Here is a 21,097-nt window from a genome sequence, read left to right as displayed (position 1 = left end):
GAACAACCGGTGTGAAGCGGGGAGGCAGATTGGCCGAGGTCTCCCCAAGCGATCCGCATGAACATTGACGGCCGGGCCTGGCGCACCATCGGACTGGAGCCGGATGGCCGCTCGGTCTGGGTGATTGACCAGACCCAGTTGCCCCACCGCTTTGTCACTCGCAGCCTCAGCACGATTCATCAGGCGGCTGAGGCCATCAGCTCCATGGTCGTCCGCGGCGCACCGCTGATCGGGGTGACAGGCGCCTACGGCCTGATGCTGGCTCTTCAGGACGATGCAGGAGATGAAGCCCTTTCTGCGGCGTTTGACCAGCTCAATGCCACACGCCCCACGGCTGTGAATCTCCGCTGGGCGCTGGAGCGTGTGCGTGATCGGGTTCTGCCGCTGCCCTCTGAGCAACGGGCTGAAGCGGCCCGGGAGGAGGCCGGTCTGATTGCTGAGGAGGATGTGGCCATGTGTTCCGCAATCGGTGACCACGGCCTCACGATCATTCAACAGCTCGCGGCGGCCAGGCCGGCGGCACGACGAAGCAAGCCTTTTCAGTTACTGACTCACTGCAATGCAGGTTGGCTGGCCACTGTTGACTGGGGCACGGCACTGGCGCCGATCTACAAGGCCAAACGCGCAGGGCTTGATCTTCATGTGTGGGTGGATGAAACCCGACCACGCAATCAGGGTGCATCGCTCACGGCCTATGAACTCGGCAGAGAGGGAATTCCCCACACGGTGATCGTGGATAACGCGGGAGGTCATCTGATGCAGAACGGAGAGGTGGATGCTGTGATCGTCGGGACCGATCGCACAACCAGTCGTGGAGATGTCTGCAACAAGATCGGCACCTACCTCAAGGCCTTGGCGGCTCATGACAACGGCGTGCCGTTTTATGTGGCACTGCCGGCGTCAACCATCGACTGGAGCCTCAGCGATGGACTTGTGGAGATCCCGATTGAAGCCCGTTCCGCTCAGGAGGTGATTGCGATTCAGGGACGTGTGCTCGATGGACCAGCGGCGGGAAGCGTTGCTGAAGTGCAGCTCACGCCAGAGGGCAGCAATGGCTTCAATCCGGCCTTTGATGTGACCCCTGCTCGGCTGGTGACGGCACTGATCACCGACCGGGGTGTGGCTGATGCCAGTGAGGAGGGGCTCAAGAGCCTTTATGGCCTTGACTGATCACTGCGACGATCAGGCGCTGCGTCAGCAGCTGGTGAACGTGGCACGCCGCATGAACAGCACAGGGCTCAATCAGGGCACGTCCGGCAATCTGTCGGCGCGGATTGAAGGGGGAATCTTGGTCACTCCCAGTTCCCTTCCCTATGAACAGATGGAGGCCGATGATCTGGTGGCGCTGGATCTGAGCGGTCATCCTTTGCGCGAGCAGCAGCGGCGGCCCTCATCGGAGTGGCGCCTGCATGCGGATGTGCTGAACGGTCGTTCGGAAGCGACGGCCGTGGTTCACTGCCACCCGATTCATGCCACGGCACTGGCTTGCCATGACCGAGGCATTCCCGCCTTTCACTACATGGTCGCAGTGGCCGGCGGTGATGAGATTCGTTGCGCCCCTTATGCCACCTTCGGAACCAAGGAGCTTTCCGAGAATGTGGTGGAAGCGCTTGGTCCCCGCAATGCCTGTCTGCTGGCCAGACACGGGATGGTGACCCTGGGGAAGGATCTGGAGTCGGCACTGCGGGTGGCGGTTGAGGTGGAAACCCTGGCTCGCATGTATCTGCAGGCTCTCCAGTTGGGGGAGCCGCCAGTCCTCTCCAGTGCGCAGATGCAAGCGGTGCATGCCCAGTTCAGAGGTCTTCATTATGGGCAGGTGGATCAGAGCCCCAGATGACGACGGAAGAAAGCTTCCGTTGCTTCCAGCACCTGCACCTTCACCTCACTGTCGCGGAAGCCATGACCTTCATTCGGGAAGGTCTGCACCTCAACCGGCAGGCCGTTGCTTCTCAGGGCAGCCGCCATTCGTTCCGTTTGCTCCGGCACCACCACATTGTCCTGCAGGCCCTGGAAAAAGATCACCGGACAGCGGATGGACTTCGCGTGCCCAAGTGGTGACAGCTGCTCGTAGCGATCGCGATCCTGCGGCCAGGGACCCACCAGTGAGTCGAGGTAGCGTGCCTCAAAACGGTGGGTTTCCGAGGCCAGAGAAGTGAGGTCGCTGACGGCGTAGCGGCAGGCTCCCGCCCGAAACACGTTGGTGAAACAGAGGCAGGCCAGGGTGGTGAATCCCCCCGCGCTGCCTCCTTCGATGGCAATTCGTTCCGGATGGGCTCGCCCCGCCTCGACCAGAGCTGTTGCTGCTGCAGCGCAGTCCTCCACGTCCACCACACCCCAACTGCCAATGAGTCGCTCTCTGTAAGCCCTGCCGAATCCGGTGGAGCCTCCGTAGTTGACATCCACCACGCCCCAGCCCCTGGTAGTCCAGAACTGGATGCCGAGGCTGAGTCCGCGGCGGGCCATGGAGCTTGGGCCACTGTGACTTTTCACCAGCAGGGGTGAGTCCCTGTGGGCTCCATCCAGGGGTGGGTAATACCAGGCGTGGGTTCGCCTTCCTTCAGCGCCATCGAACCAGAACGACTCGCCTCGGCTGATCGCACCGATCGGCAGGGTCGCATCGCTGGCCGGTGTGTGCATCCACTCACCGCTGGCCAGCTCCAGCTCCAGCAGTCCCTGGCCGGTGTGGTCATTGCTGGCGATGGCCACGGCCCGACCCGCATCGGCATGCAGGTCGTTCAGATCATCGAAGGGTTGTTTCACGCTGCTGGTCGAGCCATCGGCCATAAGGCGCTTCAGCTCCCAGCAACCGTCGGAGCAGATTGCCGCCAGCAGCTCCTCGCCATCCCATGCAGTGGTGCTCATGCCGAACACCCACTGGGGCATCGCGGTTTCCGCCTGCATGGGCCAGGGACGCTCCCATTGGTTCCTGTCGCCCGCGGGGTCGCCATGCCGCATGAGATTCCACCAACCCGAGCTGTCTTCGGCGACGATCAGGCTTCCGTCCGGTTGCCATATCGGCTGAAACACGGAGACCTGTTGCTCTGCATCTGGACTGCTTCCAGCCAGCGTTCGCACCTGTTTCAGCTGCCCCCCCCGGGTGATCTGGGCCCAGCGCAGTTCACAGGCATCCCAGGGCATGGCGGGTTGACACCACTCCACCCAGGCCAGCTGGTTTCCATCGGCGCTGAGCGCGGGATATCCGGCGAAATCATCCGCCTCGTGAAGCACCTTTGGTTGTTGATCGCACTGATTCAGTGAAAAGCGCACCAGATGGTCACGCCCTTCGCGCTCCATCACGCCCAGCCAGTGCAGCCGGTTTTGATCAATCAGGCCTCCCCCCAGCGCTTCTTCGCCTGGTGCGCTGATGCGCATCGGTTCTGTCTCCGCCCTGAGGGCTTCGCAGGTCTCACCACGCATTCCGCTCCAAGCCTGGAACCAGAGACAGCGATCGCTGTCATCAATCCAGCTCAGCAGCAGCCGGTCCCCCATCAGGGCAGCGGCCATTGCGCCACCGCCGTATTCATGAACCCTGCAGCGCAGATTCGCCGGGGCTTGCGTCAGCTCCTTCGCCGGCTTGTCTGGCTGCTGCCAGGGCCGGATCATGGCCGTTGTCCGCCCTTTTTCCTGAGGGCGCTGCTCCAGCCACAGCACCCAATTGCCCAGAATCTGAGGTGCTTTCAGCACCGGTTGGCGTCCGAGGGCAGTCCTCGCGGACAGTGGTTGAGAGCTGCTCATCGCGGCAAGCGGATGCAATTGGGAGGACTGCCTAAGATCAACACAGTTTTGATTCAGGTTGAGACCTTGGCCAGGAGCTTCGCCCAGTTGGCACGATCCGCCGAGAAGACCAGTTCTTCAGTGGCCGTGCCCAAGAAGCCCCTGGACTCTCCACCGCTTCACATCCACAAACTTGGTGCTGAAGCTCTCAGGGTTGAAGGCCGCCGCGTCGGCAAGGTTGATGAATCGGTGAGGGATCTGGCAAGAGACATGCTGCGCAGCATGTACACCGCCCATGGCATCGGTCTGGCAGCTCCTCAGGTGGGCGTGGACAAGCAGTTGTTGGTGATCGACCTCGATCCGGAAACTCCGAGCACGCCACCTCTGGTGTTGATCAACCCCGAGATCATTTCCTCCAGTGCAGGGCTGGACACCTACGAAGAAGGTTGCCTCAGTATCCCCGGTGTTTATCTGGATGTTGTGAGACCCACTGCGGTGCAGGTGAGTTTCCGCGATGAGATGGGTCGACCGCGCACGATGAAAGCCGATGGTCTGATGGCCCGCTGCATCCAGCACGAGATTGACCATCTCAATGGTGTGCTGTTCGTGGATCGGGTCACGGACAAGGCGGGACTCCTCAAGGAGCTCAAGGAGCACGGCTTCCAGTCCAAAGACGTGCACCCCATCACCTGATCCCATGCCGATGAAACCTCTCGCAGGGCTGTTTCTCGCTCTTGCCTGTGTGCTCGGCATCGCTGCAACAGGAAGTGTGTTCGAGCTCGCTTACGGAGATCCCGATCTAGGCGTCACGCTCACACGATGGATCCTTGGGCTGACGCTTCCGGCCACGGTCGGGTCACTTCTGGTTGCGATTCGGCTGAACAAACCGGCCTGATCAGGGCAGCCGAAGCGCCTCGGCACTTTTACGATCCAGAGACACTCTTCTGCTTCGATGGCCCGTTCCCGGATCTCCGCTGCTGTTCTCTCGGTTTTCGGTGCCACTGTCGCCACAGGACTGACCTCCACGGTGCATGCCCAGGGTTCACTGTTCACCACAGCTGAGGTCGATGAAACCAAGTTTGTTCTGGTTGCCGCTCCGATCGGCTCCGGAGAACGCTCCCAGCTCAACATTTATGAGCAACGCACAAGCGCCCGGCCCTGCTACGCGGTGAGTGGCAGTGCTCCCGCAGTTGTGGATCCACTGCTGGCGACCTTTGATTTCACAGGCATCTGCAACCGCTACATCGACGGCAACGGCTATTCGCTGCGCATTGGTGGTGACGATCTGGGAACGCGGTATCGACTGTCTGTGATCAAGTCGGCGAACGATGTGCAGTTGATGGCCGTTCCTACGCGCAACCCATCAGAGCCCACTCTGCTGGTGGCCAGGGCAGGAGGTTTCGGCAACAACTTCGTCCAGCTGAAGCTTGAGCCAGGATGGCGATTGATGCGTCGCCAATACGGCAAACGCACTCTCGGCCACCTGTACGTGTACCGCGAAGGCGTCCAGTCCGATGCGGGAAGTGCCGCCGAGCCGGCCGCTCCAGAGGCAGCAGAACAGACTCCCTGAGGTCACTTGCTAGGTTAGTGCGCTGGAAATCTCTTGCTTGTTGAATGACTCAGGTCACGGTCGGCGAAAATGAAGGTATCGAATCGGCGTTGCGTCGCTTCAAGCGTCAGGTCTCCAAAGCTGGAATCTTCGCTGATCTCAAGCGCCTGCGTCACCACGAAACGCCGATCGAGAAATACAAGCGCAAGGCTCAGCAGCGCCGTCGTCGTCGTTAAAAATCCTGAGTTGATCGGTAAGAGTCGTCGGCCATTTCATCTCATGGTTGATCGACTGTTCTGAACCCTGACCCTGGCCGAAAATCCGTATTTCGGCCTGTTGGCTTCCTTGCAGGTCCTGTCGAGACTGAAGACAGAGTCGAGGAATCAACAGATGGGCCGCACAATCAATGAATTCCGCTCCTGGATGGCTGAAACCCTTTCTCATGCCATGGGAAATCCAAGAGAGGAGAAAATGACAGTTCCTCCCGCGATCGGACCTCAGCCTTACAGCGACAGTCCCAAGTCAGGTCGCTGAAGAGCGGATTGACAAGTGCTGAGCTGTGGTCAGATCCATGGCTCGGCGACATCGAAGCTTCTGAAACAGAGGGCTGAAGCCAGGTTGCCTGTGCTCACCTCATCGCTGCCCCGCAGGTCGGCCACCGTTCGGGACACCCGCAGCAGACGCAGCCCGCTGCGCATGCTCAGACGCCTTGAGCGCATGACCTCCTCCCAGCGGCTGATGGTCTCTGCCCTGAACCGTCCGCGACGTTGCAGGTCTTCGGCGCTGAGATCACGGTTGCTCAAATCGGGCGGGTTGCGTTGCTGCATTCGCTCTCTGGCCTGCTGGATCGCTGCAGCGCTGAGAGTCTGATCCTGTTCCAGGGAATCCTCAGCCATGCATGGCCGCATGCTGTCGGGGTCCGGTGGTTCCAGTTTCAGCTGAAGATCCAGTCGGTCGAGCAGCGGGCCGGACAGCCGTCCCCAGTAACGACGACGTTTCAGCTCGCTGCAGATGCAGCGGCGATCTCCGGCCCAGCCGCAGGCGCAGGGATTGGTGGCAGCGACCAGCGTCACGCGGCTGGGAAAGCGGCAGCGGATTTTTGCTCTGCTCAGCCAGATCACTCCCTCCTCCAGAGGTTGGCGGAGCTGATCGAGCACAGCTCTCGGGAACTCCGTCAGCTCGTCGAGGAACAGCACCCCACCGTGGGCGAGGCTGAGTTCTCCCGGGCGGGGGTTGGCACCTCCACCGAGCAGTGCTGCAGCCGTTGCGCTGTGGTGAGGACTGCGAAAGGGGCGTTGTCGGATCAGTTCGCCTTTGCCGCGGTTCAATCCTGCAATCGAGTGCAGGCGCATGATTTCCAGAGCTTCCTTCACCTCCAGAGGGGGAAGCAGTGCCGGCATCTGATGGGCCAGTGCGGTTTTGCCGCAGCCGGGTGGACCCACCAGCAAGAGGTGATGGCCTCCAGCAGCGGCAATGGCGAGGCCCTCTCTTGCGAGCTGTTGACCCGGAAGAGGAAGAAGACGGTTCGGGGCTCTCTGCGATGGAGTCGCTGGCTGAAGGGCGTTCCGCCTGGGCTGTTGGCGGCGTTGATGCAGCTCATGGCCGCAACTGCGCAAACTTTTGATGAGTTCCCGCAATGTTGAGGCACTGCGGATCACCAGCCCGGTTACCAGCGAGGCTTCGTTGGCGTCATCAGCCGACACGGCGAGGGCTCTGGCCTGGTGCTCAGCCGCCTGGCAGGCGATGGCGAGAATCCCTCGGCAGGGTCTGATACTGCCGTCCAGTCCCAGCTCTCCGGCACACCAGAGGCCGTTGAGAACAGGAGCATCCAGCTGTCCGCTCGCGACGAGCAAGGCCAGTGCGATCGGGAGGTCGAAGGCGGGCCCTTCCTTGCGTAGGTCTGCAGGGGCCAGATTCACCACCACCCGCACGAGAGGACCACGAAATCCGCTGTTGCGCAGCGCCGCCCTGACGCGTTCGCGCGATTCCTGAATGGCGGTGTCCGGCAATCCCACCAGCTGCAGTCCTGGTAGGCCTGGAGCAAGATCCACCTCAACGGTCACTGGAATGGCGTCGAATCCGAGCAGTGACGCACTCAGGCAGCGTGCCAGCATTGGTTTGATGATCGGTGCAAGGTTCTGATGCCCTGCCTGTCTCACCCCCTTTCCCCTCAAGAGCCCCAGTGCCATGGCCGAGGACACGATCTTTTCCCGCATCCTGCGGGGTGAGATTCCCTGCGATGAGGTCTACAGCGATGACCGATGCCTCGCGTTTCGCGATATTGCCCCTCAGGCGCCGGTGCATGTTCTGGTGATCCCGCGTGAAACGATCGTTGGGCTTCAGGATGTGGGTGAAGAGCATGCCTCCCTGCTAGGGCATCTGCTTCTGGTTGCGGCCAGGGTGGCGAAGCAGGAGGGGCTCAGTGACTGGCGCACCGTGATCAACAGTGGTGCCGCTGCAGGTCAGACAGTGTTTCATCTGCATGTGCATGTAATCGGTGGACGTGCGCTGGACTGGCCCCCCGGCTGAACGGCATACAACAACTGAACAGCCGCCATCACCAACCTGTCGCCAGAATGATCAGAGGTGGTTGATTTCATGGCGTCCCTGCAGTCGTTTCGTGCCCAGCTGACGAGGCTGCGCAGGCTGTCTCAGCCTTATTTCCTGCCTTACACCGAAAGCAATGCCTGGCAGTTTGCGTTGCTGCTGCTCTCGCTGCTGTTCTGTGTTGCTGCAACGGTTCTGGGTCTTGTCTCCTGCCTGATTGCTTTTTTAGGGGCCGTCTGGCCTCAGCTCACCTCTCAGTATCTCGGCGGTGTTCAAGGGGCGATCACGTCGCTCTGGACACGCCCGATCGTCGAGATCCTGTCTTGGGGGCAGCTATCCATTCTCATCTACCCGGTTGCCTTGGTTATCGCCGGGATTTCCAAGGACCGGATCAGTCGAGGATTTCCAGTCAAGGCTTGGTTGTATTTCCCCAGCATCCTTTTGGCACTGGGAATCCCGGTGTTGTGGGTCGTCCCCGGTGCGTTCTATCTGCTGGGATGGGTCGCACCGACTGCACAGACAGCGTCGTTGTCTTGGTTGATTGATCCCATCAACCAGCTCTGGTCAAGCTCAATTGATGACCTTTCCCCTTGGATGAACAGCCTTGGGTTCGGTCTGCTCTGCTGGGGTCAGTTCATTGTTCTGCTGTTCGCATTCGGCCTTGGCTGTTTCATCACTTTTCGCTCGCGTCTGCGTCAGCGACGCTGGATTCCCTGGCTGATGCTCGGGGTCATCATCCTGATGTTGCTGTCGGTGAATGGAATCAATGCAGGCATCACCTTCATTGCCCGTGATCTCACCAATGCGCTGATCGCACGGAACCCGGAATCGAGTTATCGCAATCTCTGGGTGTATGGAATCTGCTTCATGGCTGCCCTGCCAATCCGCACACTGCAGTATTACCTGACGGCCAAGCTGAGCCTGGTATGGAGAGACTGGCTGACCAAGAGTCTTATTTCTGATTATCTAAAAGACCGGGCTTATTACGTTCTCAATCCCAACGAGGGATCAGGCGGTGATGTTGATAACCCTGATCAGCGGATGGCTGACGACACCAAGGATTTCACGAAAGAAGCTTTACGATTCACCCTCGATATCTTTGATTCCATACTGAGTTTTTCACTGAATATTGCCATTCTCTGGAGTATTAGCGGTGAGTTAACCGTAGCTCTCTTGTTGTATGCGGGAATCATCTCAACGTTGATGATTTTTGCCGGACGCAAGCTGGTCGCAATCAATGCTGATCAATTGCGTTACGAAGCTGATTTCCGTTACGGCCTGGTGCATGTTCGAAATAATGCTGAGTCGATCGCCTTCTATTCAGGTGAACCTGAAGAGTCGAGGGAAGTTCGTCGACGTTTAGGAACAGTTATCAAAAACTATGATCTCTTGATCATCTGGGAATCCTTGCTGAGGATGCTGCAAAGATCAGGAATCTATGCGAGTAATTTTATTCCCTATCTGATTCTGATCTCACCCATTCTCGCGGGAAAAATGGATTATGGAAGTTTTGCCCAGGCGAATGTTGCTTACAACCTGGTCGAAGGATCATTGTTTTTCATTGTTTACAACATTGAGTCGCTTGCTCGCTTTTCTGCGTCAGTTGGTCGACTGGAAGGGTTTCAGTCAAATATCTCCCATGTTGATCGAGAGGAATACAGCGATTTCTTCTCCGAGGTCACCCCGGCCAATTCGATCGTGCTCAAAGGCGCTGCGGTGAAGACTCCATTCGCTGATCGTCTCCTGACCGAGAATCTGAATTTGAGCATTTCAGCAGGGCAGCGCCTGCTGGTGGTGGGTCCCTCCGGATGCGGTAAGACGTCTTTGCTGCGAGTGATCAGTGGACTCTGGGCATCCCCCACCGGACAGGTTTCCACTCCGGCAACGGGTGATCTGCTGTTCATTCCTCAACGCCCTTACATGACCCTGGGGTCGCTTCGAGAGCAGCTCTGCTATCCGCTTGACTGTGATCGCTTCAGCGATGAGCACCTTCAGGCCGTGCTGAAGGAAGTGCAGCTTCAATCGGTGCTGGATCGTTATCCATCCTTCGATGTAAAGCAGGACTGGCCGCGGCTGCTCTCCCTGGGTGAGCAGCAAAGACTTGCATTTGCCCGATTACTGCTCAATGCCCCCAAAGTTGTTGTGCTGGATGAGGCCACCAGCGCTTTGGATGTAGGAACCGAGCGCTACCTTTACCAACTACTCGTAGAGAGAGAGATGGCAGTGGTGAGCGTTGGGCACAGACCCACCCTCCGAGAGTTCCATGACACGGTTCTCGAGCTTGACGGCGAGGGAGGATGGCAGCTGCTTCCCGCGGCGGGTTATGAATTCGGCCGCGTCTGATCTCCGATGACTTCCAAGACCGACTCTGCGAATCCCCCTGAGGCAGCTGTTGATCAGACCCCTTCAGCGACCACACCTGATATCCCTGCCTTCGGCTGGAGTGGCTATGCGGAGCGTGTCAATGGTCGGTTCGCGATGGTCGGCTTCATTTCAGTGCTGCTTGTGGAGGTCCTCAGCAACGACACGTTTCTGCACTGGGCCGGACTTGTGCCCTGAAGGTTGAATCCAGTTCAGGGCAGCCTGATCAGATCAATGTCCCATCGCCCCTTGCGGCTGACCTGAACGGCGAGCAAACGTCCTGCTCCGTCGAGGCTGACCTCTCTTGGGACTCCCGCCGGCTCCACGGGCAGGCGTTGCAGGGCCCCAACTCCGCGGCGGTAGAGCGTCAGCTCCGTGCGTCCATCGCGGCTGCGGATCAGCGCAATGCGATTGCCGTCTGCGCTCACGCTGACACTGATCGGCTGGGCATCCGCCTGATTGATTCCAGGCAGCGGCACCGGTTGGCCGTTGCGCAGATCCACAAGCTCGACACGTTCCCGTCCATTCCGGCTGGCGATGGAGGCCAGCCAGCGGTTGCCCATCGAGGGCCAGCGCCGGCTGTCGGCACTGCGCTGCAGTGCACTGCTGATTCCAGGCTGAGGGCGCAGGCCGGAATTTCCACAACCCATCAGGCTGAGTGTGAGCAGCAGTGCGCTCAGCGATGTCCACTGACGGCTCATGGCTGAGCCTCGGCTGGGGTTGTCCTGCGCAGTCCGCCGGGGCGATCGGGCTCCAGCAGGCCGCTGAGATCAAGCAGTTCCACCTGCCAACGCCCTCGATCGGCTGTCTGCACAGCCAGTTGACGAGCGTCCGGGGAAAGGCTCAGGCGCACGGCATTGCGACCCGAAGGAAGGCGGAGCGGATGAGCGCGGCCATTGAGTCGGTCTTCAATCAGAACAAGCCGCCGGTTGCCGCGCTGAATGATCACGGCCAGATAGCGACCGTTCCAGCTCAGGGAAGGAGAGCTGTGGGGCTGATGCCTGTTCAGATGGCGCAGCGGAAGCCTGTCGCCGCCACCACTGAGATCCTTCAGCTGCACGGTGGGTCTGCCGCGCTGATCAACGATCAGGGCCAGCTTGCTGCCATCACCGCTGAGTGCAGGTTCCTGCTGCTGATCCTGTAGGAGCGAGCCCGGAGCCCGCTGAGCTCTGCCGCTGCAACCGGCTGCCATCAGGCCAATCAGCAGCAGCGCGGGGAAGCGAATCAGTCGTCGAATCGTGAGCTGTTGTCCCGTGGACGCGAACTGCGAGGAGGTGTCCGTCCGGAATCCTGCGGACGTGCGTTGGGCGCGGAGTCCTGGCCGGGCTGGCGTCGGCTGGGGCTGTAGGCAGCATCTTCAGCAGCCTGGCGGAACGGAGTTCCCTGAGGAACCCCCGGAGTTGTCGCCATTGCCGATCGATTGATGAACGGGGAGCGGGAAACGGCTCGCTGTGAATCGTCGGATGTGCGAGATGAAGGTTTGGATGGAGAGGCGGACCGGGATGAAACTGCGCTGGGACGGCTGCCCCGGCGTTGATCTTCCCGCTGGTTGCGTCGCTCACCGAAGCTGGGGCCCGAGGGGGGTCGTTCGTCGTCACGATTGCCGAAGCGGGCCATGCGTCGATCCTGTTCACTGTCCTCTCTCCAGCTGGAGGGTTCTTCGGGACGGCCACGTCGTCGGCTGGCAGCCTGTTCAGGAATCGCTGCTCTGGAATTGCGTCTTGGTCTGTAAAAGTCGTCCTCTTGCCCTTCATTGCGATCGAAGTCCTGAGCTGCAAACCGTCGTCTGAGCGGTTGCGGTTCGTCGAAGCTGTCGTAAGGATCTTCGTACCCGCTGCGCATTCCCGGGGACTGTCCTCTGGCTGGTGGTTCCTCGTCGAAGTAAGCAGAGCGACGCGCCTGCTCGGCTGAGATTCCCCTCAGACGGACACTTTCGTAGGCGAAGAATACCGTTGTGCCAGCCAGCAGGAACTGACCAAACTGAAGAATAGGGTCAAGCCGCCAGCCCTGAAAAAAGAGAATGCCTCCGCACAGCAGGCCGATGGCCGCAAAGAACACGTCATAATCACGCGCCAGCGCAGGCTTGAAGCTGCGCATGAAGTACAGCATCGCCCCGCCAACAGCCAGCACGATGCCCACGATGCTGGCCCAATTAAGACTGGCGTTAACCACGATCAGGACCTCGAAATGCGTTTACCGGATTCATGGAACCCGGAAACAATTGAACCAAGCTTACGAAGGGCGCAAGGTCTATCAGAGCTTTCGGTCCACCTGGTCGGTCTGGCTAAACAAGAACAAAGCGATTGAGGCGGGAACCACAACGATCACGGCACCCGCGACCAGGCTGAGTAGGAAATTGGTGAGGGAGGGAGTCATAGCGATCGGGCCGGAACCAAACTCTTGGGTTCAAGGCAACAGCGATCTTAGGGATCGTTGGCGACTTTCTACGATGCTGATCCCGTTGCTTTGAGCTTTGTGACGCCCACGCTGCTTCAGGTTCTGCCGCTGCTGCATCTGAGCCTGGGTCTGCTGCTGGCCGCATGGAGCCTGATGTTTCTGATGCGGATCGTGCTCACCTGGTATCCGAAGGCTGATGCGGGCTCGGGTCTCTGGGCTGTTGTGACCTGGCTGACGGAGCCTGTGCTGGCTCTGACACGCCGGGTGGTGGCACCGATCGGAGGAGTGGATGTGACACCGGTCATCTGGCTTGGGCTGGTCAGCCTCGTGCGTGAACTGCTGGTTGGTCAGCAGGGTGTTCTCTCGCAGATCCTGATGCGCTCTCAGACCATCGCCTGAATCAGCTGAGCGGAGATCAGGCCAGCATTTCCTGTTCGACAAACTTGGTGTGAACATCGCCGTTGATGAACTCCGGTCGATCGATCATCTCCAGATGAAAGTCGACCGTCGTGGGGATTCCTGTGACAGCACACTCATTGAGCGCACGCTTCATGCGTGACAGCGCGTGGGTGCGATCAGTTCCCCAAACGATCAGCTTTCCGATCAGCGAGTCGTAGAAGGGCGGTATGTCATATCCGGTGTAAACGTGACTGTCCACGCGCACGCCAGGACCTCCAGGTGGCAACCACCCGGTGATCCTCCCCGGTGCCGGGCGGAAGTTATGACGAGCGTCTTCCGCATTGATCCTGCATTCGATCGCGTGGCCGCGCAGCTTGATGTCCTTCTGCTGGATGCTGATCGGTTCGCCTCCGGCGATGCGCAGTTGTTCAGTGATCAGGTCAACGCCCGTGACCATTTCGGTGACGGGATGTTCGACCTGGATGCGGGTGTTCATTTCCATGAAATAAAAGCCGCCGCTGCGATCCAGCAGAAACTCGACAGTGCCCGCACCCTCGTAATTGATGCTGCGTGCCGCTGCCACAGCTGCTTCGCCCATGCTTCGCCGCAGTTCGGGATCGAGAGCCGGACTTGGTGCTTCCTCCAGCAGTTTCTGGTGACGTCGCTGAATCGAGCAGTCCCGTTCACCCAGATGAACAACATTGCCATGGCGATCAGCCAACACCTGCACTTCCACGTGACGAGGGCGATCGATGAATTTCTCCATGTACAGCCCTGGGTTGCCGAATGCGGCTTCGGCCTCTCCCTGGGCTGCCTTGAACAATGTGTTGAGCTGATCAGCGCTCTGGACGAGACGCATGCCCCGGCCACCGCCACCGGCTGTGGCCTTGATCATGACCGGATAGCCCATGCTGGCTGCGAGTTCTGCTGCTTCCTGGGTGCCTGAAAGCAGGCCTTCGCTGCCTGGAACGGTGGGCACTCCCACCGATTGCATGGTTGTTTTGGCTGTGGATTTGTCACCCATCGAGCGGATCGCATGGGGTGAAGGCCCAACGAAGGTGAGGCCATGATCGCGGCACATTTCCGCGAATTTGTCGTTTTCCGCCAGGAATCCATAGCCCGGATGGATGGCATCCACTCCTCGGGATGTGGCTGCAGCGAGGATGTTGGGAACGTTCAGATAGCTGCGGTTGCTGGGACCCTCCCCAACGCAGACCGCTTCATCAGCCAGCTGCACATGCAGTGCATTGCGATCAACGGTGCTGTAGACGGCAACCGTTGCGATTCCCATCTCCCGGCAGCTCCGCAGAATTCTGAGAGCAATTTCGCCGCGGTTGGCGATCAGCACCTTGCCGATGGGCATCCCGCAGATTCCAGGCCAGGGCGGATCGTATCAGTGTCCGGGCGTTGGAGTTGATCCGTTCCCTGCATGGTCATCGGTAAGAGCATTAACGGTCACCCCAGCCGGTATGATCGAGCCCCGATGAAGCCCGAGGGGCTGAATCGACCACGCGGATGTGGTGGAATTGGTAGACACGCACGTTTGAGGGGCGTGTGGCTTCGGCCTTGCGAGTTCAAGTCTCGCCATCCGCATTTCTTTTCCTTAGGCAGATCCGTTTCGTTTGACGTTCCGATCCACGGATCCAACGCTTTCGGTGGTTTTCGTTTCCAACGGGCCAGGTGAACTCAGTACCTGGGTCCGTCCGCTGGCTGAGCAGCTGCACCGGCAACTGCTGATCAGGCCCAGGGCAACGCGGTCGCTGCTCGATCTGAGGCTGGTGCTGGTGCCATGTCCCAACGCCACAGGAATGGAGGCAGAGGCTGCGTCTCGCTGGAACCAGTTTGATCGCATCATCCCTGCCCGATCTTTCTGGTCTCTTCTGTTCGATCCAGCTCGATTCGGGCACTGGCCCGATCGAGGAGTGGTGGTTTTCCTTGGCGGAGACCAATTCTGGAGCGTGCTGCTTTCCGCAAGGCTTGGCTACCGGCACATCACCTACGCCGAATGGGTGGCGCGCTGGCCGCGTTGGAATGACCGAATCGCAGCCATGGCCCCGGAGGTTCAGGAGCAGCTGCCAAGGCGTTTCCGTTCCCGTTGCAGGGTTGTCGGCGATCTGATGGCGGATCTGTCGAGTCACGCCAGGGCAAGCGATCCTCTGCCTGAGGGTGAGTGGGTGGCGCTGCTTCCAGGGTCCAAGCCGGCGAAGCTCAGCGTGGGCGTGCCTTTCCTGTTCGAAACCGCTGACCGCCTGAAGGTTCAGCGCCCAGGCTGCCGATTCCTTCTGCCTGTTGCTCCCACCACAAGCGCTGAGGAGCTTCTCCGTTATCTAGGTCCTTCCAATCGCATCGCCGGTGGGTACTGCGCCGGTATCAGCGACGTTCTCCCCCCAGGTGATGGCTGGCCCTGGCGGCGTCTGCTCACCAAGGCCGGCACGTTGATCCATCTGCAGGAGGAACACCCTGCCCATGGGGCGCTGAGCCAGTGTTCCCTCGCTATCACCACAGTGGGGGCCAACACCGCCGAACTGGGTGCTCTGGGAGTGCCCATGATCGTTCTCGTGCCAACTCAGCATCTGGGCGTGATGCAGGCCTGGGACGGCTGGATGGGGGTGCTGGCCCGCCTGCCTGGACTGCGGCGCCTGATCGGTCTTCTGCTCGGCGCCTGGAGGATGAGACATCACGGTCTACTTGCCTGGCCGAATATCTCCGCCGGCCGCATGGTGGTTCCTGAGCGCGTTGGTGCGATCTCGCCCGAGCAGATTGCAGATGAGGCCTCTGAATGGTTGCAGCAGCCGGAAAGGCTGCAAGGGCAGCGCGAGGATCTGAGAGCGCTGCGGGGTCAGCCAGGAGCGGTGTCTGCCCTGGCCGAGGAGGTCAGGGACCTGCTGCCAAAGGCCCTTTCCGACTAGCTTTTCGATAGAGATTTACTGACGTTGCATGACCACTCCCTCAACTTCCGGCGGCGATCGTGTTGAACGCTCCCCGGAGGAGTGGAGTCAGCAACTGACTCCTGAACAGTTCCAGGTGGCACGCAAGGGAGGCACGGAACGGGCCTTTACTGGCGCTTACTGGAATCTCAAGGACAGCGGGATGTACCACTGCATCTGTTGTGACATTCCTCTGTTCAGTTCCGACAGCAAATTCGACTCCGGCACCGGCTGGCCAAGTTTCTGGCAGGGGGTGAGCTCTGGAGCCATCACAACCAAGGAAGATCGAAGCCATGGAATGGTGCGTAGGGAGATTCTCTGTGCTCGCTGCGATTCCCATCTCGGACACGTGTTTAGTGACGGTCCCGCCCCCACCGGTCAGCGCTACTGCGTCAACAGCGCTTCCCTGAAGTTCAGGGGTGGCGCTGACTCCTGAATCCGGCGGTTTACCAGGGATCCTCAACAGGCTCACCAGAAGCCTGCTGGGGGATCTCCTCGTCCCAGGATTCGCGGCGCTTCGGTTCTAGATCCAGGGGGCGACGCTCCATCGGTTCCACATCGAGAGGAGCTCCAGGTCGTTCCACGGGGCGTCTCGAAGCTGGACGGGGCCTTTCGTCGTAGCGAGGTCGTTCGTCATATCTGGATGGCTCCCGGTAGGAGCGATTGTCCATGTCCTGATTCCGGTAGAAACGATTTTCAGGTTCCGGCTCGCGGCTGAGGTAGCGCTCAGCTTCTCTGTAGGTCTCCGGCTCTTCCAGGGGGAGTTCGTCGAGATAGCGACGGCGACGTGATTCCTGTTCACGTGGCTGTTCAAGTTCGACATATTCCAGTTCCGGTTGTTGAGCTTCGAACCGCTCTGTCTCCGAGGCTTCGAGCTGGCGGGGTGCCGTTTCAGCAGGCTGGCCGGAGCTGAGCTGATTCTCGACCGGCACCACGTTGAGGCGGTAGCGCTCACGTTCCTGCTCTTCCCAGCTGGGGCCTCCCACTCCAAGCTTTTCAAGGAATCCGCTGTTGAGCTGTTTGAGCTTGTCTTCGGCTCCTTCGTAAACGATGATCCGGTCGGCACCGCTGCTGACGATCTCGTCGACGGGGATCTCCCAGGTGCTCAGTACACCTTCGCCCAGCAGCGGTACGCCAATGGCACCCATCACCAGGGTGGTCAGCTCACCGGTTTCGATGTCGAACGAGAAGCCGAGCACCCGGCCCAGTTGCTGGCCTGATTCCGTTATCACCTGGCAGTTGATGATGCGGCTGTAGCGATCAGCGGCAAAGCCCTCACTGAGGGAGTCGGCTGAATCCACCAGAATCACGTCTCCGACCTGTCGGATGCGGTCGAGCGGCATCCAGCGCGGCAGGCCCGGGAGGAATCTTGTGAGCGGGTTGTCCCGCAATCCCAGGGCGACCACTTCCCGGCGGTCAATATCCACCACCACTTCACCTACAACGCCCAGGCGACGACCGCTGTCGCGTGTGATCACCTGAGTGCCCATCAGCTCCGACCTCAGCCAGAGGCGGTCACTTGGCACATTCGCCAGGGGGTCATTCGGAGTTGACGACAAGCTCAACCGCAGGCCTCAGCCGGAGGGATTCGTGACATTTTGGCGCAAGGACCCTGCGCCGGCTGTTCAGGCTGCATCAGGAAGCCCCACCACCTGGGTGTGCGCGCCTCGGGCCTGGGTGACGCCGATGGTGCGTGTGGAGGCTCCGATCATGGGACGGCGGTGGCTCACCACCAGGAACTGAGCCTGTTCTGCCTGCCGGGAAATCAGGGCCGCCAGGCGCTCCACATTGACTCCGTCGAGAAAGCTGTCCACCTCGTCGAGGGCATAGAAGGGCGATGGACGGAAGCGCTGCAGGGCGAACAGGAAACTGAGTGCGGTGAGTGACTTCTCCCCGCCTGACATGGCCGCCAGACGTCTGACAGCCTTGCCCTTGGGATGGGCAACGAGTGTTAGACCGCCCTCCAGGGGATCATCCGGGCTGTCGAGCTGCAGTTTGCCATCGCCATCGGAGAGGCTGGCGAAGATTTCACGGAAATGTCCGTCGACCGCCTCGAAGGCCTCCATGAAGGCTTCCTGCCGCAGCGTGGCCACGGTTTCGATCCTGAGCAGCAGTTCCTCCCGCTCCTGGCTGAGCACATCCAACCGTTCACCAAGGTCGCCGAGACGTTGTTCGAGTTCCCCCAGCTCTTCGAGGGCAAGCATGTTCACCGGTTCCAGGGCCTCCATCCGCAGCTGAAGCTGCTGCAGGCGTTCCTGAAGGCTCAACAGACCACTTTCGCGCAGCACGTTGTCAATCTCCGGCAGAGGATTAGGCAGGGTTGCCCTCAGCTCTTCAAGGCGGAGGCCGCCATTGCGCAGCTGCTCCTCCAGTGACGTGCGCTCCTCGCGAAGGCGCTCCAGTTCCCAGCGTGCCTGTTGCAGGACCTGCCTCTGTTCAGCAACTGCCGCCTCCGCTTCATCTCTTGCGCGTCGCTCCTCTCCGAAGCGGGTCTGCAGCTCCTGCTGCTGAGCTTCCAGAGCCTGTCGGCGGGTTTTCAGAGCCTGCTGCTGTTCACGCCAGCGGCCATGGGCTTCGGAAAGAACCTGAACGGCCTGCTGCAGCGACGTTTCCTCGCGTTCGATGGCCTGCTGCTGATCGCCGAGTCTCTGCTGGCTGAGCTGTCGGTCGCGTTCCTGTTGCAGCAGTGCATCACGTTGCTGCCGTGCAGATTCAAGGCCGGAATCCGCCTGCTCAAGCTCCTGCTGTAAAGCCTGCCAGCGCTCTGCATCACCACTGGCTTCGATGCCGGATTCCTGTGCGTTGAGCTGATTCAGTTCTGTCTGCAGCGGGCGCAGGGTGTTGTCGAGCTGCTCAAGCCTCTGGCGGTGGTTCTTCTGGGCCTTCTGCAGCTCGTTGAGTTTGCGCTGTCGCTGCTGCACGCGTTCCAGCAGCGGACCGTGAGAACGCTTCGCTGTCTGGCGTTCCGCGTCCAGAGCGGCCTGACGTTGCTCCAGTTGGCGAAGTCGCGGCCGCTGCTGATCCACGGACTCCACCAGCCTCTGCTCTTCCCGCCGGCAGGCGGCCAGTGTCTCTCCCAGCTCAAGCAGCCGCTGACGCAGAGGTGCCGCTTCATCACCATCACTGCTGGCACCGAAGCTCAGCGCGCCTCCCCTCTGGGCAAAGCTTCCGCCCGTCATCGCACCACTTTTCTCGAGCAGCTCGCCCTCGAGGGTGACGGCCCGCGTCCGTCCCAGAAATTGTCTGGCGCAGTTCAGATTGCTGAAGACCTGCGTGTCACCGAAGACATAGGAGAACACGTCTGAATAGATCGCTTCGTAGCGGATCAGGTCGACAGCCCTTCCGATCAGGCCGCCTTCATCGGCAGGCTGTGATCGGCGTCCGCGCGCCATGGCAGCTCCAGCACTCCCGCCAGAAGCCCTGATCTTGTTCAGCGGCAGGAAGGTGAGTCGACCGGCGCGGCGATTTTTCAGCAGATCGATCGCACGCGCTGCGATGCGATCGTCGTCCACCACCACCTGAGCCATCCTTGCGCCCGCAGCCACTTCAAGGGCAAGGCGATGGCGTTCATCAACCTCGCCAAGCTGGGCGACGTGGCCATGAATGCCCTCAAGCCCAGATTCGAGCAGGAGCCGCAGTGCACCTGTGCCCCTGCTTTCCTGCAAGGCTTCCCGGCGACTGTCGAGGCGCGCGATGTCTCGCTCCAGCCGGGTCTGTTCCTGCTCGAGCCTGGACCGGGTGCGCTGCTGAATCGCGACAGACTCCAACAGCTGCTGCAGCTGCTCTCTGTCGCTGCGGATTGACTCCAGCAGGGTCTGCCATTCCTGTTCGAGTCGCTCAAGCAGCGTCTGGACGCGTTGATCCTCCTCACCGTCCTGATCGCGTTCCTGTTCCAGCTCGAGCTGACGTTCCTCGTCCTGGCGCAGTCGTTCCCTGAGCTGTTGCCGTTCCTCCTGGAGTGGTGTGACGCGATCTTGAAGTAGCTGGCGCTGGCCGGAGCGCTGCTTCTGCTCTTCGAGCCAGGTGCCAGAGCGGCCTGCCACCTCTCCCAGCCGTCGCCGGGAGAGCTCCACGGCGGCCTCCGCATCTCTGCAGGCCTGCTCTGCCTGATCCAGCAATCCACTGTTTGTGCTCTGGCGCAGGTCTTCCGTTTCGCTCTGAAGCTGGCCGCGGCGGGCCTGCAGCTGATGGCGCAGTCCCTGCAGGCGTTCACCCTCCTGCTGATGCTGGCTTGCCTGCCGCTCCAGTTCGCGGCTCTGGGGATCAAGCCCAGCCAGTTCGGCCTGTACGCTCAGCAGCTGGTCCTCGCCGAGGGCCTTGACGCTCTCCTGCAGGGTCTGCAGCCGAGCGGCCGCCTCCTGCAGAGTGACGTCGCGTTCGGCGATCGAGCGGGTGTCGTTCTCCTCCTTGGCGCTCAGCTCTTGCTGGCGCTGCTGCAGCCGCTGACGTTCAGCCTGCGCCGCCTCGAAGGCCAACACCAGCTCCTGTCGGCGGCCGAGCTGCAGCTGCTCCTTGAGTTCCTGGTAGGCCCTGGCTTTGGCGCAGTCTTTTTCCAGCCGCTGACGTGCCGCCAGCAGTTCCTGCTCCACAATCCGGCAGCGCTCCTGGCGCTCCTGCACCTCGTCAAGCTTGCGCCGGGTCTGCTCAATGCGCGTGTCGAAAAGTGCGACCCCAGCCAGCTCATCGATCAGGCCGCGGCGATCTCTGTTGCTCATCGAAACGATGCGGGTCACATCGCCCTGCATCACAACGTTGCTGCCTTCAGGGTCGATGCGCAGTCGCCGCAGCTGCGTCTGCAGCTGCTGCAGATTGCAGGGGACTCCATCAGCGCTGTAGCTGCTGCTGTAGGAACCGCCTGGCATCACCCGCAATTTGCGTGTGACGGTCCATTCCGTCTGGTCGGCGCGGATCCACGGTCCTTCCTCCGGAGGCTCCAGTCCCTCCTCAGCGGCGTCCGGCTGCCACTCGGACAGGTCGAAACGCACGCTCACCGTGGTTTCCGCTGACTTTCCGGCCTTCAGCACATTGCTGTTGACCAGATCGGGCAGGCGATCTGCTCGCATGCCCTTGCTGTTGGCCAGGCCAAGACAGAACAACACGCCATCAAGAATGTTGCTCTTGCCGGATCCATTCGGACCGGTCACCACCGTGAAACCCGGTTCCAGGGGGATGGTCATCGCCCCCCCGAAGGACTTGAACTGTG

The 21,097-nt window shown here is 60.6% G+C and carries 22 protein-coding genes and 1 tRNA gene; 14 read left to right on the top strand and 9 right to left on the bottom strand.

Annotated elements, in window-relative coordinates; all coding sequences use genetic code 11:
- Window positions 1-57 precede the first annotated feature (57 nt).
- Both mtnA and SIB56_RS09500 read left to right on the top strand, forming a co-directional pair.
- Complete coding sequence (gene mtnA, locus SIB56_RS09505) at window positions 58-1,170, top strand: S-methyl-5-thioribose-1-phosphate isomerase (RefSeq protein WP_413323708.1); 1,113 nt, start codon at window positions 58-60, stop codon at window positions 1,168-1,170.
- On the top strand, window positions 1,157-1,837 hold the full coding sequence (locus tag SIB56_RS09500) for a class II aldolase/adducin family protein (RefSeq protein WP_413323707.1): 681 nt from the start codon (window positions 1,157-1,159) through the stop codon (window positions 1,835-1,837). The genes mtnA and SIB56_RS09500 overlap by 14 nt, the downstream gene beginning before the upstream one ends.
- Here SIB56_RS09500 and SIB56_RS09495 read toward each other — a convergent pair.
- Window positions 1,822-3,735 (bottom strand): prolyl oligopeptidase family serine peptidase, encoded by a 1,914-nt coding sequence (locus SIB56_RS09495; RefSeq protein ID WP_413323706.1) that lies wholly within the window; start codon window positions 3,733-3,735, stop codon window positions 1,822-1,824. The genes SIB56_RS09500 and SIB56_RS09495 overlap by 16 nt on opposite strands.
- Window positions 3,736-3,801: 66 nt before the next feature.
- Here SIB56_RS09495 and def point away from each other — a divergent pair, with 66 nt between their 5' ends.
- The 5 genes from def (at window position 3,802) to SIB56_RS09470 (ending at window position 5,797) form a co-directional block, all read left to right on the top strand.
- A complete protein-coding gene (gene def / locus SIB56_RS09490) occupies window positions 3,802-4,407 on the top strand; it encodes a peptide deformylase (protein ID WP_413323705.1) in 606 nt (201 codons plus the stop codon).
- Window positions 4,408-4,411: 4 nt separating this feature from the next.
- Window positions 4,412-4,609, top strand: a complete 198-nt coding sequence (locus tag SIB56_RS09485) for a hypothetical protein (protein WP_066910887.1) — start codon at window positions 4,412-4,414, stop codon at window positions 4,607-4,609.
- A gap of 57 nt (window positions 4,610-4,666) precedes the next feature.
- Window positions 4,667-5,284 (top strand): DUF3747 domain-containing protein, encoded by a 618-nt coding sequence (locus tag SIB56_RS09480; protein ID WP_413323704.1) that lies wholly within the window; start codon window positions 4,667-4,669, stop codon window positions 5,282-5,284.
- Between the two features lie 44 nt (window positions 5,285-5,328).
- The gene (rpsU, locus tag SIB56_RS09475) at window positions 5,329-5,499 is read left to right on the top strand and encodes a 30S ribosomal protein S21 (RefSeq protein ID WP_006043142.1); all 171 of its coding nucleotides are present in this window, start codon (window positions 5,329-5,331) and stop codon (window positions 5,497-5,499) included.
- A gap of 154 nt (window positions 5,500-5,653) precedes the next feature.
- Complete coding sequence (locus tag SIB56_RS09470) at window positions 5,654-5,797, top strand: hypothetical protein (RefSeq protein WP_413323703.1); 144 nt, start codon at window positions 5,654-5,656, stop codon at window positions 5,795-5,797.
- A 29-nt stretch (window positions 5,798-5,826) separates the two neighbouring features.
- On the opposite strand, the gene SIB56_RS09465 is transcribed toward SIB56_RS09470, so the two are convergent.
- Window positions 5,827-7,377: a YifB family Mg chelatase-like AAA ATPase gene (locus SIB56_RS09465; RefSeq protein ID WP_413327280.1), complete on the bottom strand. Its 1,551-nt coding sequence runs from the start codon at window positions 7,375-7,377 to the stop codon at window positions 5,827-5,829.
- A gap of 73 nt (window positions 7,378-7,450) precedes the next feature.
- On the opposite strand from SIB56_RS09465, the gene SIB56_RS09460 reads away from it, so the two are divergent.
- The 3 genes from SIB56_RS09460 (at window position 7,451) to SIB56_RS09450 (ending at window position 10,369) form a co-directional block, all read left to right on the top strand.
- Complete coding sequence (locus tag SIB56_RS09460; protein ID WP_413323702.1) at window positions 7,451-7,792, top strand: histidine triad nucleotide-binding protein; 342 nt, start codon at window positions 7,451-7,453, stop codon at window positions 7,790-7,792.
- 69 nt (window positions 7,793-7,861) lie between these two features.
- Window positions 7,862-10,153: an ABC transporter ATP-binding protein/permease gene (locus SIB56_RS09455; protein WP_413323701.1), complete on the top strand. Its 2,292-nt coding sequence runs from the start codon at window positions 7,862-7,864 to the stop codon at window positions 10,151-10,153.
- 6 nt (window positions 10,154-10,159) lie between these two features.
- The gene (locus SIB56_RS09450) at window positions 10,160-10,369 is read left to right on the top strand and encodes a chlorophyll a/b-binding protein (protein WP_413323700.1); all 210 of its coding nucleotides are present in this window, start codon (window positions 10,160-10,162) and stop codon (window positions 10,367-10,369) included.
- Between the two features lie 14 nt (window positions 10,370-10,383).
- Here the strand turns inward: SIB56_RS09450 and SIB56_RS09445 are convergent, their stop codons facing one another.
- The 4 genes from SIB56_RS09445 to psbX form a co-directional block, all read right to left on the bottom strand.
- Window positions 10,384-10,872, bottom strand: coding sequence for a TolB family protein (locus SIB56_RS09445; protein WP_413323699.1), 489 nt, complete (start codon window positions 10,870-10,872; stop codon window positions 10,384-10,386).
- Complete coding sequence (locus SIB56_RS09440) at window positions 10,869-11,363, bottom strand: TolB family protein (protein WP_413323698.1); 495 nt, start codon at window positions 11,361-11,363, stop codon at window positions 10,869-10,871. Before SIB56_RS09440 ends, SIB56_RS09445 begins: the two co-directional genes overlap by 4 nt.
- 32 nt (window positions 11,364-11,395) lie before the next feature.
- Window positions 11,396-12,343 (bottom strand): Ycf66 family protein, encoded by a 948-nt coding sequence (locus SIB56_RS09435; protein WP_413323697.1) that lies wholly within the window; start codon window positions 12,341-12,343, stop codon window positions 11,396-11,398.
- An 81-nt stretch (window positions 12,344-12,424) separates the two neighbouring features.
- Window positions 12,425-12,547 (bottom strand): photosystem II reaction center X protein, encoded by a 123-nt coding sequence (psbX, locus tag SIB56_RS09430; RefSeq protein ID WP_066910860.1) that lies wholly within the window; start codon window positions 12,545-12,547, stop codon window positions 12,425-12,427.
- 90 nt (window positions 12,548-12,637) lie between these two features.
- On the opposite strand from psbX, the gene SIB56_RS09425 reads away from it, so the two are divergent.
- Entirely contained in the window at window positions 12,638-12,967 is a 330-nt protein-coding gene (locus SIB56_RS09425; protein WP_413327277.1) for a YggT family protein, read from the top strand.
- A 16-nt stretch (window positions 12,968-12,983) separates the two neighbouring features.
- Here the strand turns inward: SIB56_RS09425 and accC are convergent, their stop codons facing one another.
- Window positions 12,984-14,330, bottom strand: a complete 1,347-nt coding sequence (gene accC, locus SIB56_RS09420) for an acetyl-CoA carboxylase biotin carboxylase subunit (RefSeq protein ID WP_413323696.1) — start codon at window positions 14,328-14,330, stop codon at window positions 12,984-12,986.
- 148 nt (window positions 14,331-14,478) lie between these two features.
- Here accC and SIB56_RS09415 point away from each other — a divergent pair.
- The 3 genes from SIB56_RS09415 (at window position 14,479) to msrB (ending at window position 16,330) form a co-directional block, all read left to right on the top strand.
- Window positions 14,479-14,560, top strand: a tRNA-Leu gene (locus SIB56_RS09415).
- A 29-nt stretch (window positions 14,561-14,589) separates the two neighbouring features.
- Complete coding sequence (locus SIB56_RS09410) at window positions 14,590-15,876, top strand: glycosyl transferase (protein ID WP_413323695.1); 1,287 nt, start codon at window positions 14,590-14,592, stop codon at window positions 15,874-15,876.
- Window positions 15,877-15,904: 28 nt separating this feature from the next.
- A complete protein-coding gene (gene msrB, locus SIB56_RS09405) occupies window positions 15,905-16,330 on the top strand; it encodes a peptide-methionine (R)-S-oxide reductase MsrB (RefSeq protein ID WP_413323694.1) in 426 nt (141 codons plus the stop codon).
- A 10-nt stretch (window positions 16,331-16,340) separates the two neighbouring features.
- Here the strand turns inward: msrB and SIB56_RS09400 are convergent, their stop codons facing one another.
- Together SIB56_RS09400 and smc are read right to left on the bottom strand one after the other, a co-directional pair.
- A complete protein-coding gene (locus SIB56_RS09400; protein ID WP_413323693.1) occupies window positions 16,341-17,459 on the bottom strand; it encodes a PRC-barrel domain-containing protein in 1,119 nt (372 codons plus the stop codon).
- Between the two features lie 60 nt (window positions 17,460-17,519).
- Window positions 17,520-21,071: a chromosome segregation protein SMC gene (smc, locus tag SIB56_RS09395; RefSeq protein WP_413323692.1), complete on the bottom strand. Its 3,552-nt coding sequence runs from the start codon at window positions 21,069-21,071 to the stop codon at window positions 17,520-17,522.
- Window positions 21,072-21,097 lie beyond the last annotated feature (26 nt).

The sequence above is a fragment of the Synechococcus sp. MIT S9503 genome (genome assembly GCF_047304175.1).
Lineage (GTDB): Bacteria > Cyanobacteriota > Cyanobacteriia > PCC-6307 > Cyanobiaceae > Synechococcus_C.
Note: the sequence above shows the minus strand (reverse complement) of the source record. Positions and strands in the feature narration are given on the sequence as shown.